General features: G+C 71.7%; 13 protein-coding genes and 1 pseudogene. 4 read left to right on the top strand and 10 right to left on the bottom strand.

Annotation, left to right across the window (positions count from 1 at the left end; translation table 11 throughout):
- Nucleotides 1-2: 2 nt before the first annotated feature.
- Complete coding sequence (gene hutH, locus IEV86_RS05410; RefSeq protein WP_043607171.1) at nucleotides 3-1,538, bottom strand: histidine ammonia-lyase; 1,536 nt, start codon at nucleotides 1,536-1,538, stop codon at nucleotides 3-5.
- 80 nt (nucleotides 1,539-1,618) lie between these two features.
- On the opposite strand from hutH, the gene IEV86_RS05415 reads away from it, so the two are divergent.
- Both IEV86_RS05415 and IEV86_RS05420 read left to right on the top strand, forming a co-directional pair.
- Nucleotides 1,619-2,365, top strand: a complete 747-nt coding sequence (locus tag IEV86_RS05415) for an IclR family transcriptional regulator (RefSeq protein WP_043607174.1) — start codon at nucleotides 1,619-1,621, stop codon at nucleotides 2,363-2,365.
- Between the two features lie 9 nt (nucleotides 2,366-2,374).
- A complete protein-coding gene (locus IEV86_RS05420) occupies nucleotides 2,375-3,946 on the top strand; it encodes an outer membrane protein assembly factor BamB family protein (protein WP_043607176.1) in 1,572 nt (523 codons plus the stop codon).
- A gap of 320 nt (nucleotides 3,947-4,266) precedes the next feature.
- Here IEV86_RS05420 and IEV86_RS05425 read toward each other — a convergent pair whose 3' ends face one another.
- The 5 genes from IEV86_RS05425 to IEV86_RS05445 form a co-directional block, all read right to left on the bottom strand.
- Nucleotides 4,267-5,247 (bottom strand): hypothetical protein, encoded by a 981-nt coding sequence (locus IEV86_RS05425; protein ID WP_043607178.1) that lies wholly within the window; start codon nucleotides 5,245-5,247, stop codon nucleotides 4,267-4,269.
- Between the two features lie 64 nt (nucleotides 5,248-5,311).
- Nucleotides 5,312-5,944 carry an ABC transporter ATP-binding protein gene (locus tag IEV86_RS05430; RefSeq protein WP_229734589.1) on the bottom strand — a complete coding sequence of 211 codons (633 nt, stop codon included), beginning with the start codon at nucleotides 5,942-5,944 and terminating at the stop codon, nucleotides 5,312-5,314.
- A 38-nt stretch (nucleotides 5,945-5,982) separates the two neighbouring features.
- On the bottom strand, nucleotides 5,983-6,987 hold the full coding sequence (locus IEV86_RS05435) for a hypothetical protein (protein WP_043607183.1): 1,005 nt from the start codon (nucleotides 6,985-6,987) through the stop codon (nucleotides 5,983-5,985).
- A gap of 47 nt (nucleotides 6,988-7,034) precedes the next feature.
- Nucleotides 7,035-7,487, bottom strand: coding sequence for a hypothetical protein (locus IEV86_RS05440; protein ID WP_152605666.1), 453 nt, complete (start codon nucleotides 7,485-7,487; stop codon nucleotides 7,035-7,037).
- 158 nt (nucleotides 7,488-7,645) lie between these two features.
- The gene (locus IEV86_RS05445) at nucleotides 7,646-8,089 is read right to left on the bottom strand and encodes a hypothetical protein (RefSeq protein ID WP_152605667.1); all 444 of its coding nucleotides are present in this window, start codon (nucleotides 8,087-8,089) and stop codon (nucleotides 7,646-7,648) included.
- 171 nt (nucleotides 8,090-8,260) lie between these two features.
- Between IEV86_RS05445 and IEV86_RS05450 the strand changes: the two genes are divergently transcribed.
- Nucleotides 8,261-8,539, top strand: a complete 279-nt coding sequence (locus tag IEV86_RS05450) for a DUF4190 domain-containing protein (protein WP_202595168.1) — start codon at nucleotides 8,261-8,263, stop codon at nucleotides 8,537-8,539.
- A gap of 16 nt (nucleotides 8,540-8,555) precedes the next feature.
- Here the strand turns inward: IEV86_RS05450 and IEV86_RS05455 are convergent, their stop codons facing one another.
- The 4 genes and pseudogenes from IEV86_RS05455 to IEV86_RS05465 all read right to left on the bottom strand — a co-directional run bounded on the left by IEV86_RS05455 (nucleotide 8,556) and on the right by IEV86_RS05465 (nucleotide 10,977).
- Nucleotides 8,556-8,996 carry a hypothetical protein gene (locus tag IEV86_RS05455; protein ID WP_043607191.1) on the bottom strand — a complete coding sequence of 147 codons (441 nt, stop codon included), beginning with the start codon at nucleotides 8,994-8,996 and terminating at the stop codon, nucleotides 8,556-8,558.
- Nucleotides 8,997-9,001: 5 nt separating this feature from the next.
- On the bottom strand, nucleotides 9,002-9,130 hold the full coding sequence (locus IEV86_RS18090) for a hypothetical protein (RefSeq protein WP_268235194.1): 129 nt from the start codon (nucleotides 9,128-9,130) through the stop codon (nucleotides 9,002-9,004).
- Between the two features lie 139 nt (nucleotides 9,131-9,269).
- Nucleotides 9,270-10,417 (bottom strand): annotated as a pseudogene (locus tag IEV86_RS05460) (IS3 family transposase).
- A 116-nt stretch (nucleotides 10,418-10,533) separates the two neighbouring features.
- Nucleotides 10,534-10,977 (bottom strand): hypothetical protein, encoded by a 444-nt coding sequence (locus IEV86_RS05465; RefSeq protein ID WP_043608163.1) that lies wholly within the window; start codon nucleotides 10,975-10,977, stop codon nucleotides 10,534-10,536.
- A gap of 202 nt (nucleotides 10,978-11,179) precedes the next feature.
- Here IEV86_RS05465 and IEV86_RS05470 point away from each other — a divergent pair, with 202 nt between their 5' ends.
- Nucleotides 11,180-11,563 (top strand): VOC family protein, encoded by a 384-nt coding sequence (locus IEV86_RS05470; protein ID WP_043608161.1) that lies wholly within the window; start codon nucleotides 11,180-11,182, stop codon nucleotides 11,561-11,563.
- Nucleotides 11,564-11,578 lie beyond the last annotated feature (15 nt).

Here is an 11,578-nt window from a genome sequence, read left to right on the forward strand (position 1 = left end):
GGTCACTCCAGGGGTCCGGTGACGGCCTCGACGGCCGCCAGCAGCTCGCCGCCGCGCACGAGTGCGACGGCGGCCTCGATCTCGGGCGCGAGGTACCGGTCGGTGCCCGGCCCGGCGACGTGCGCGCGCAGCGCCGCGACCGCGGCGGCCGTCGCCGGTGCGGGCCGCAGCGGCGCGCGCAGGTCGAGAGCGCGCGCCGCGGTGAGGACCTCGATCGCAAGCACCCGGGTGAGGGCGTCGACCGCACGTCGCAGCTTGCGGGCCGCACCCCAGCCCATCGAGACGTGGTCCTCCTGCATCGCGGAGCTCGGGATGCTGTCGACGCTCGCGGGCACCGCGAGCCGCTTGAGCTCGCTGACGAGTCCCGCCTGCGTGTACTGCGCGATCATGAGCCCGCTGTCCACGCCGGGGTCGTCCGCGAGGAACGGCGGGAGGCCGTGCGACCGGTTCGCGTCGAGCATCCGGTCCGTGCGGCGCTCGCTGATCGACGCGACGTCGGCCGCCGCGATCGCGAGGAAGTCGAGCACGTACGCGACGGGCGCGCCGTGGAAGTTGCCGTTGGACTCCAGGCGCCCGTCGTCGAGCAGCACCGGGTTGTCGATCGCGCTGGCCGCCTCGCGCGACGCGACGAGCCGCGCGTGCGCGAGCGTGTCGCGTGCGGCGCCCGCGACCTGGGGCGCGCAGCGCAGCGAGTACGCGTCCTGGACACGCGTGCACTCGGGCCCGCGGTGCGACGCGACGACCTCGCTGCCCTCGAGCAGGCGACGCATGTTCGCGGCCGCGAGCGCCTGGCCGGGGTGCGGACGCAGCGCCATGAGCTCCTCGGCGAGCACGCGGTCCGTGCCGAGCAGCGCCTCGACGCTCATCGCGGCGGCGACGTCCGCGACGCGCAGCAGCCGGTCGAGGTCGGCGCACGCGAGCATGAGCATCGCGAGCATCCCGTCGGTGCCGTTGATGAGCGCGAGGCCCTCCTTCTCCGCGAGGACGACGGGCGCGATGCCGGCGCGCTCGAGCGCCTCGGCCGCCGGGACGACGTCGCCGTCGACGCGGACCTGGCCCTCGCCCATGACCGCGAGCGCGACGTGTGCGAGCGGCGCGAGGTCACCCGAGCAGCCCAGCGACCCGAACTCGCGGACGACGGGCGTGATGCCGGCGTCGAGCAGCGCGGCGTAGGCCTGCGCGGTCTCCGGCCGGACGCCCGTGTGCCCGGTGACGAGCGTGCGCAGGCGCAGCAGCATGAGGCCGCGGACCACCTCGTCCTCGACCTCGGGCCCCGAGCTCGCGGCGTGCGAGCGCACGAGGCTCCGCTGCAGCTGCGTGCGCGACGCGCGCGGGATGTGCCGGGTCGCGAGTGCGCCGAAGCCCGTCGAGACGCCGTAGACGGGTGTGTCCGACGCGGCGAGGTCGTCGACGTGACGGCGCGCGGCGGTGAGCCGCTCGAGGCACTCGGGGTCGAGCACGACGGGTGCCCGGTCGCGCGCGACCGCGACGACCTCCTGCTCGGTCAGCGGGCGACCGGGGTGAACGACGACGTCCATGGGCTGACTCTGGTCCACGGCGGCCCGCGCGGATAGGGGTGCGGACCGGGTCGTCGTCTCAGATGTGAGACGGTGGCAGGGTGTCGGCCGGTCGGGCGTTGGCGGTGCTGCGGGTCCTCGCGGCTGCGCCCGGGCCGCTCCCGGCCGAGGCGGTCGCCGCGCAGGTCGGTGCGCCGCGCGCCTCGACGTACCGGCTGCTGCGCGTCATGGCGGACGAGGGGTTCGTCGTGCACTTCCCGGAGGAACGGCGCTGGGGCCTCGGCATCGCGACGTTCGAGGTCGGTCAGGCGTACCTGCGGCGGCAGCCGCTCGAGCGGCTCGCGCGACCGGTCCTGCTCCGCCTCGTGCGCTCGCTGCGCCGCACGGCCCACCTGGGTGTGCTGCACGGCGCCGAGACGCTCTACCTCCTGGTCGAGCGCCCGCCGACGACGGCGCCGCTCGTCACCGCCGTGGGTGTCCGCCTCCCGGCGCCGGTCACCGCGAGCGGACGCGCGCTGCTCGCCCAGCTCCCCGAGGCGCACGTCCGGGCGCTCGTCGGCGAGGAGCTCGTGCGCAGGGGCGGACGCGGCCCGGCCGACGTCGACGCGCTGCTCGGCGAGCTCGCGTCCGAGCGGGCGCAGGGGTGGTCGGCCGAGGACGGGCTCGTGACACCGGGTCGGCGGTCCGTCGCGGCGGCCGCGTTCGACGCGACGGGACGTGCCGCGGCGGCGATCAGCGTCACGACGGACGACGACGACCGGACGCCGCGGGCCGCCCTGGTCGACGGCGTGCTCGCGGCGGCCGGTGAGCTCACCAGACGCCTCGGCGGGAGGACGCCGCGCGACTAGCCTGGACGTATGCGCCGGGCGCGGTCGCGGTCCCTCATGGACCTCGACGAGGTCGACGTCCTCATCGACGAGGGCGAGGCCACGGACGAGGTGCGCGACCTGCTGCACCAGATCGCCCTCGAGGCGCAGCGCCTGCGTGCCGGCTCGCCGGGCGACCCTCATCTCGAGCCCGACGAGCCGCCTGCCGTGCCGCCCGAGCCGTCGGGCGGGTTCGCGACCGCACGTCGGTGGGCGCGGCGACCCGCGGGCCGGGCCGTGGGCGTCGTCGTCGTGCTGCTCGTGGCCCTCGGGGTGGGTCAGCACGTGGTGGAGGGGCGGGCCGCGGCGCAGCGCGCCGCGACGCTCGCCGCGACGCCGGCCGTGCTCCAGGCCGCGGCGGGGCCGCCGGTCGAGTCGTGGCGGGTCCCGGGTCGGGTCGCGGTCCCGCTCGACGACGCGCTCCTCGTGGTCGACGGCGCACGCCTGGTCCGGGTCGACCCCGAGACCGGCGCGGAGGTCTGGGCGGCGTCGGACGACGTCGGGGCCGTCGCAGCGGGCGGGCGGTGCTTCGCCGTCGACGACGTCGTCCGTGGTGCGGCGGGTGACCGCGGTGCGGCCGACCGCTTCGTGGCGTGCGTCGACGGCGAGGTGATGCCCGTGGCGGCGCGCGACGGTGCGGTCGCGCGCGTCGTCGTCGTCGACGTCGGGACCGGGCGGGCCACGCTCACGCTCGCGCCCGAGGGTGCGCTGCTGTCGGCCGAACCCGTCGGCCGGGACCTGCTGACCCTCGCGGTCCTGCCGGACGGTCGGCTGCGCGCGGACCTGTGGGACGTCACCTCAGGGACGGCCCGGTGGGAGCGCGTGAGCGCGCGGCCCGCGGTGGGGCCGAGCGACCCGCCCGTGGTCGAGCACCGCGCCGGGTCGGTGACGGTCGGGACCGTCTCGATCGACCTCGCGACGGGCGAGCAGGTGCCGCTCGACGAGGCGCTCCGGGCGCCGCTGCGCACCGAGACGCACACGCTCCCGGGCGCGACGCTCACGTGGTCCTGGTACCCGGGCTCGCCCGCGGGCCGGGGCCGCATGTGGACCGAGCTCACCCCGACGCACGTCCTCCCGGGGCCCCCGCTCGTCCCCGCGCTCCACGACGGGTCCGAGCCGCGCACCGTCGTGATCCGCACGGTGCGGGGCGATCGGCTGCGCGCTCTCGACGTGCGGACCGGCCGGGCCCTCTGGTCGGTCCCGTGGGACCGGGCGTGGATGCTCCGCGCCACGGCTCAGGTCGAGGGCGTGCTGCTGCTCGACGACGGCACGGGGATGACGGCGCTCGACATCCGGACCGGTGAGCGGCGCTGGGCCGTGCGACTCGAGGCCGGTCCGGTCACCGGACCCGCGCTGACCGACGGCGAGGTCGTCCTCCTCCCCGCGCGCGACGCGTCCGGGACGCTCGGCGTGGTGGCGCGGCGGGTCGACGACGGGGCCGAGGTCTGGCGCGCAGCGGCGCCCGACGGGGCCGCGGGACTCGCCGTCGTCGGCAAGCGGCTCGTCGCGTGGACGGGGGACGCGGTGGTCGGGCTGGAGACGACTGCACGCGAAGCGCCTTGATCTCCGATGCGCCCTGTCCCGCGCTATGCGCGGGAAGCGATTCATGGCGCGATGTCGCGCTTCTGTCCGCATCAGCTGTCTCAGAACGGCGCGGGCTCGAACTAGCGATCGGACCGCTCAGGGATTCGGATCAACATAAGGTCAATTATCGGCGCCTGTCCGGTCAGCGGTGGCTATTCGCTGTAGGTGTCGAAGATGATCTCCGCGCCGAGTTCCACGAGCACCTTCCGCAAGGATGCCGAGGCAGACAGTCCGTCATGTGATGACTGGCGCGTCGCCGCCGCTTGCTCGGCTCTGTCCAGCCGCAATTGCTGCGGCGGTCAACGGTCTCGGAGGTCAACCAGGACGTTGCGGCGAGGGGCGGCCATGACGAGCGGGGTGCCAACGAGGGTCACGACGAGCAGGGGGACCATGCTCAGCAACCCGGCCCGGTCGACGATGGACAAGCCGGAAAGGGTGGCCGCCACCCAGGCAGCGGCGGCCATGAGGCACGATGCCGACACAATGCTCAGGGCCCGCAGCCAGCCGAGGAGGACGAGGTCCACCTGCCGCATACCGAGCAGGCGTAGCAGCGACACTGCTTGCCGCTCGACGAATCCGAGTAGCGCGAGGAGGATGGCCGCTGCGGCGGCACCGACCCAAGGCAGCACGCGATAGCCAGTCCGCAGCGACTCGTCGACCGCATCCTCCGGTGTCTCGTCACGCAGCACGCCGACTGAGGCCTCCGGGCTCGAGGGCAGACTGGACAGGACAGTGCCCGCCACGCTCGCCCGCATGCCGGGTTCCGCCTCCACCCAGCACTCGTCCGCGCCGCTGCGCTCCGCCGTCGCGGCGAGACGCCAGATCCCGAAGACCTCGGCACGGTCGGCGAACGAGACCACCGCCAGGACGTCGAGCGGTCCGGCATCCGTCCACTCGACCTTCGACCCCGGCGCAGCGCCCACGGACCAGGCGGCCAGCTCCCCGAGAATCACGCCCGTGCCGCGCGGGGTCGTGGTCCGCGCGCCACTCGCGACCGCAAGAAAGTCCCCGCTCGTCACGCCCGCCTGAACGGCGTTCGCGGGGGTGTCCGCCGAGTACACGGTGTCGATCGCCCGTACCGAACCCGACATCGCCACGTCGCCGCGCTCGATCGCGAGCCTGTCACATTCGGTCCGGTCGACCATGCCGCCGTCGGACGACACGACGACCACGTTGCCGCCGACGCGCACCGCCTCGTCGTATTGGGCGCGGATCTGACCGGCCATCCAACCCTGTCCAAGGACGACGGCGACCGCGATCAGGACGACCGCGCCTTCCACGACCCATGTCGCAGGGCCCGCACGCCGACGGCTCACCGCCCAAACGTTGAACACAAACGCCGGTCTACCGATCGTCACGGATCGTCCCGTCCACCATGGTCAAGACCCGCGAGCACCGCTCCGCCACAGCCGGGTCGTGCGAAGCCATGACAACCGTGGCGCCGGCCGGGACGGTGGCCAGCAGTGCGCTCACGACCCGAGCGGTGCTCACTGAGTCAAGCTGTCCCGTCGGTTCGTCGGCGAGGATGAGCGGTGCGGAAGCGACGATCGACCTAGCGACGGCCACACGCTGCGCCTGGCCGCCCGAGAGTTTGCGCGCTGGCGTGCGGTAGAACGCTCCGAGGCCCAGCTCATCGAGGACGGCCGCGCTTCGCGCGAGCGCGCGGCTCGGCGGGATGCCCCGGATGATCGCCTCAAGTGCGGCGTTCTCGAGCGCGTGGGCGCGAGGCAGGAGATTTGCTGTCTGCATCACCCAGGACGCGTCGCACCCATGGACGTCCGTAGCCGTGTCGCGCGAGGGACGCTCGCCGGTCGCCCACCACCGAACGGACCCCTCGGACGGTTGGACGACGCCACCCAGGATCGCGAGCAGTGTGGACTTGCCGCTCCCGGACGGGCCTGTGAGGCAGATCGAGTCGCCCCGCAAGACATCCATCGTTACGTCGACCACCGCTGGCGCCGCGCCGCGCGAGTACATGTAGGTCACTCCGCGGCACGAGACCAGGGGGCTGGCCGCTACCTGCATGGCCCGTGGACCCCGACTTCAATCGGGTTGGCTAGGACATCGGCATGCACCAGCATCTCGTCGTTCTCGAGGTAGGCAGCGCCCGGGATTCCCCCCACGACGACGACCTCGGCGAAGTCCGGCGCCGTTGGATCCGCCCCGGTAGCGACGCAGGCCAGGCCGCCGCCGTCCACGATCACCGCACCGGCCGGTACCGAGATCGCCGTCCCGGCTGTTTCTGGCCGTAAGGAGACCTCGAGTGTCGTCGGCGTCTCGTCGACGGTCCTGGCGAGGTCAGCGAGCCGTGATGGATCCACAGTCCCGTCCTCGAGCAGGACGAACTCCTCGTCGTACAAGGCCACGACATATCGGCCAGGCTTGAGGGCGTCCAGGGCCGTCGTCGAGAGCCGCGCCGCGGCCAGAAAGGGCTTCAGGGCGCCGATGACGGTGCCCGGGGTTGGCGCATCCGCGCCCGGTGTCACGGTGACCTCGGCGACAACGCCCGCGGTCCGTGGCGACCACACCGTCCACGACGGGTCGAACGCCGACGCACCCCGCACACCGAGAACCTCGCGACCGTACCCCTCGATCGCCACGGCGAGGTCCCGGGACCAGCCGGTCCCCTCGACCGGGTATCCCGCCGCGGTCAGGAACTCCACGACGACATGCAGCTCCTCGGCACTCGACCGCGGTCCGACGGGCGCCACCAGCGGCTTGTCCGCCTGGAGCACCCGGATGCTCCTGCCGTCGACCTCGAGCGCCGGGAGCCCGTTCGTCAACTCGAGTCCGGGGCTGAGCGCGACCGCGGTGACGACGCCCCCGGGCCCGCGGTACGTGAGCGGCTGCTCCTGCGTCCAGGCGAGCTCCAGGAGGCCCTTCTCGGCGCGGTCGAGCGCGACCTGCTCCGCAGAGACCCACACGGGCGTCGGATCGTGGTCGAGGGCGACCGGAGGAGCCGAGGCGGTCACGACCCAAACGGTGAGCAGAGCCACCGGGCCGATCACCGCCACCGCCATCGCGGCGACTGCCGACCACGCGACGCGTCGCGACCGGCCTGAGGCGCTCACCGATCCGGCTCAGCGAGGAACAGGTCGCCGAACTCGGAGACGCAGTCCTGGATGAGTTGTCTCTCCTCCTGCGACGCTCCCCCGAGCGCGGCTTCCAGTGCCGGCAGCAGATCCTGCTCGGTGACGTCCAGCTCCATGTCGACCCCAGCGTCCGTCACGCACTGCGCCATCTCGCGCCTCATCTGGTCACGTTCAGGGCCATCGGCCACGACCTGGCTCGACGACCACGCGTAGCCGACAAACTTCACGTACTCGTCGGAGCATTCCTGCATGGTGGCGAGAAATTGACGGTCTTCCTCCTCGGGATCAGCTGCGTCGCTGTAGTCAGCGGTTGCATCGAAGGTAAGCAGGCTGCCCGCCGCCACAATGGGCGTCGTCTCGTACCCGGCTTCCTCGACGCAGTCGCGCTGCGCCATCACTGCTTGGCGATACTCGTCGGCAGAGATCACACCGTCTGAGAACATACGCCGCTGGAACTCCGGCGCCGACTCAAGGTCCTGCGCGGAGAACGCCGGTCCCGCACCCTGCTGCCCGCACCCGACAGCCGCAGCGGCCACGATGACTGTGACCGCCGCGAGCCGGACCCTGGTCGTGCGCGAACAATGGGTCACATGATGTTGTGGCACTGACGAGCCTTATACACAGAGTTGATGTACAGGTCGACGCAACCCTTCTTGACGTTCGAGGCGAAGGTGTAGTTGCTCCGCTGACGCGTCAGATACACGACGCAACTCGCAAGCGATCCACTTGCCGTGCGCGACAGGAACTTGTCTCCGTCGCCAAGCGTGACCCAGTCCAGCCGGCCATAACAGATCGTGGCCAAGTTGGCCGCGACCGCAGACTCGCCGTTGGCCGTGCGCCCGGAGCCGCTGATCGAGTGCGTCAACGTCCCAGCAGGGACGTAGAAAGACTTCGTGCCGACACTGAATGATGCTGAGGAGAACAACACCTGCCCCGTTGCGGAGGCACCTGCGCCAGTGGCGCCTGTGAAAAGCATGAGGGTCGCCAATGTGGCGACCACCGCGTTGCGACTGATGCGTCGGATATTCATGTGTGCCCCCTACGGTTGTCTGCCAGCGCAATGAGGATGAGTGGCCGAAACGTAGCGAATCGGGGAGGGCTCGCGTGACCAGTTGGTCAATGGTTTACCCGAACGGAGTAATAGGTACTATTGCTGACCTCGGGTGTTGACAAGTGTCAGCCCATCCCTCACACTCCGCGAGTGACCAATGCGACCCGAACCGACTCGCGCGGCGTCCCCCTCGGCCCGTTGCACGGCGAACCGCAGCCGCTGAATGGCATGGCGGTGCTCGCCCTGGTCCTCTCGGTGGTGGGTGGCCCGTTGGCGATCCCCTTCGGACACATTGCGCTCAGGCAGGTCGCTGCAACCGGCGCGCGGGGTCGTCGTTTGGCGCTGGCTGGCCTCGTGATTGGGTACATCGCACTGGTCGTCATCCTGGCCTTGGTGGTGGCACCGGTCCTCTGGTCGGTCGCATCCTGATGCCCACCCACGACTCCTAGGCGGTCCAACCCCGTCGGGGCCGCCGCGTGGTGGAAGTGCGACGAGGCAGTGATCCGCCTCGGGACACTCTGGTGCGCGCTTGGAAACACCTGCGCTGCCCGAGGACCCGCTGGTCGGCGCGGTTGAGTCCGTCGTCGCGGTTGCGGTCGGGGATGATCAGCCGGGCAGCGTTGGGCCCGGTGCCGCGGCTGACCTCACGGGTCAGCGCGGCCAGGCACGTGGCGCGGGCCCGGCCGACGGCACCGTCGGCGACGGCGAGCGGCATCTCGACGGTCAGGACGTTCCACTGCGTCTCGCGGGCGATGAACCGGGTCATCCGTGCGATGTCCGCGGTCCGCCCGTCCTCATGGGCTTCGGTGGCATGCCAGTACAGGCCGCCGGCGATGTCGGTCAGGACCTCGCGGACGTGGTCCAGCTGACCCTTCGCGAAGGTCACCGCCGTCATCGAGTAGAACGGCGCACGGACCCCCGCGGCTGGGCGCGGTAGGACTCGTCGACGAACGCGACCGCGCCAGGGGTGCGTCGGTACAGCTCGGCGAGTTTCGGGTCGCGCAGGGACGGGCTGGTCACGAGCGCCTGCCCCACCACATCGCTGCGCCGCGCAGCGGTCACATCTGTTGTCCGCGCTCCGGTGCACGCTGCTGTCTCGCCCCGGGTCTGATGGAGGCTCTGGTGTGTCCTGGGTTCCGTGGAGCCGGGTTGCTGGAATCTAGGCCACGGTGATCGGTTGTCTCGCCTCGAACTCTAGGGGCGTGAGCCAGCCCAGCGCGGAGTGCCGGCGCTGGCGGTTGTGGAAGATCTCGAGGTACTCGAAGATCGCGTTCGCCAGCTCCAACCGGGTGCGCCAGCGCTGGCGGTCCAAGAGCTCGACCTGCATGCGCGACCAGAAAGACTCGATGACCGCGTTGTCGTAGCAGTCGCCGATGGAGCCCATCGATGGCACGAGCCCGGAGTCCTTCGCGCGGCGGGTGAACGCCCACGAACCGAACTGGACTCCATGATCGGAATGGATGATCGTGCCGGGCGGCGGGCGCCTGGAGTCGATCGCCATCCCGAGCGCGTTCGTCACCAGCGCCGCGGTCGGCGAGGAGTCGATCGACCAGCCCACGACCCGGCGCGAGCACACGTCCAAAACGACGGCGCAGTAGACCTTGCCCTCGCGGGTGTGGTGCTCGGTGATGTCGGTGACCCACAGCTGGTCCAGGCCCTCGCGACGGAACCGCCGGTCGACCAGGTCGGAGGAGATCAGGTCCGGGTGCGGGCGACGCCACTTGGGCCGCCCGCCAATCCCCTTGAGGCCCGCTCGCTGCATCAGCATCGCCACCGTGCCGAGGGCCACTGAGACCTCGCGGCCGAGTCTGAGCTCGGCGTGGACACGCCGGACACCGTAGATCCCGCGCGAGACGCCGTGGATCTCGCGGATCGCGTCGGAGAGGATCACGTGCCGGATCGCGCGGGCGGACGGGGCGCGGGTCCGCCAGGCGTAGAACCCTGATTCCGAGGTCCCGAGCACGCGGGTGGCGACCTGGACCGGCAGGCCCTCTTCGGCCATCACCGCGATGGCCTCGAACCGCCTTTTGGGAGCACCACCTTCCCCAGCAGCTCACTGGCGCGGCGGTGCACAGCGAGCTCGGCCTCGAGCTCGGCGATCCTGCGCTTGGCGGCCGTCAGCTCGACCTTCTCCGCTGACGTCAGCCCCGGCGCCAGGCCGGCGTCGATGCGGTCCTGGCGGCGCCAGGTGTAGATCGACTCCTCGCTGATCCCGAGGTCGCGAGCGACGTCCGCGACCGAGCGTCCGCTGGCGACCAGGTCCAGCACTCTGCGCCGGAACTCCGGCGGATACCCACGACGTCCCACAAGGCCCTCCTCCAAGGGTCAAGTGGCACCAGAGTCCAGGAACCCAACTCCACGGAACGCGAGACACACCAGAGCCTCCACTGAACCGATCACGAGACAGCCGCTCGGGACCAGCCTCAGGGGCGAGGGCTCGTGCCGTCGTCCTCCATGATGACCAGGTCGGAAAGTGCGTCATCGGGCGTGGCGGCGACACCGTCGTCGTCCTCTCGTGGCTCCTGTGGTGGCTGCGGTTCCCACGGCCAGTCACTCGGGTACTCCGGTGGCGGCCCGTCGCGGTGCGCGTCGGCCAGCGCGGCAAGGCCGGCACTGGCCTCGTCCGCCTGTCTGCGCTGGCGGAGTTGCTCCATGACCGCGAGGACGGTGGCCCGGATCGTCTCGACATCGGGCACCCCACCGGCGCGCTCGAGCCCTTCGAGCGGTGGCCGCGCGTGGGCCTCCCAGGTCACCGTCGCGTCGACAAGTCTGAGGTACGCGGTGGCGTCCCCTGGGTCGCGCAGCCAGGCGGCGGCGGCCTCCGCCACGCGCTGCGCGAGCGTGTCCGACCGGAAGTCCGGGCTCATGCTCGAACCGTAGCGGGGCGTGCTTCGGGCCGTCTGCCGTGGTCGTGACAGTCAGGTGCCCTCGGTGTGCGGCATCACTGCGGACGGACCCTAGGCCATCCGACCGGTCGTCATCACGGATGGCGAGCGCTTGTCCGTGTCGGACCCCGGGAGTAGACCGGGAACGGCGCGACGACGCGCCACCGAGAGGGAGGGGACCGCGATGAGCGGACGCGTGGTGCACTTCGAGATCCCGTACGACGACCGCGAGCGCGCGAGCGCGTTCTACCGCGAGGTGTTCGGCTGGAAGGTCGACCACATGGCCGAGTTCGACTACACGGGCGTCACCACCGGGCCGATGTCCGAGGACGGCAGCACGACGGCGGAGCCCGGCTACATCAACGGCGGGATGGCCAAGCGCGGCGACGTCCCGGGCGGGGGCTCGGTCGTCACCATCGACGTCGAGGACATCGACGCGACGCTGTCCCGCATCGAGGGGCTCGGCGGGTCGACGGTCATGGGTCGCACCGATGTCGGCGGGATGGGCTTCACGGCCTACTTCCGCGACTGCGAGGGCAACGTCGTCGGCCTGTGGCAGAACGCCTGACGGGCGTCCGGCCGG

This window comes from Cellulomonas carbonis, assembly GCF_014636275.1.
Taxonomy (GTDB): Bacteria; Actinomycetota; Actinomycetes; order Actinomycetales; family Cellulomonadaceae; genus Actinotalea; species Actinotalea carbonis.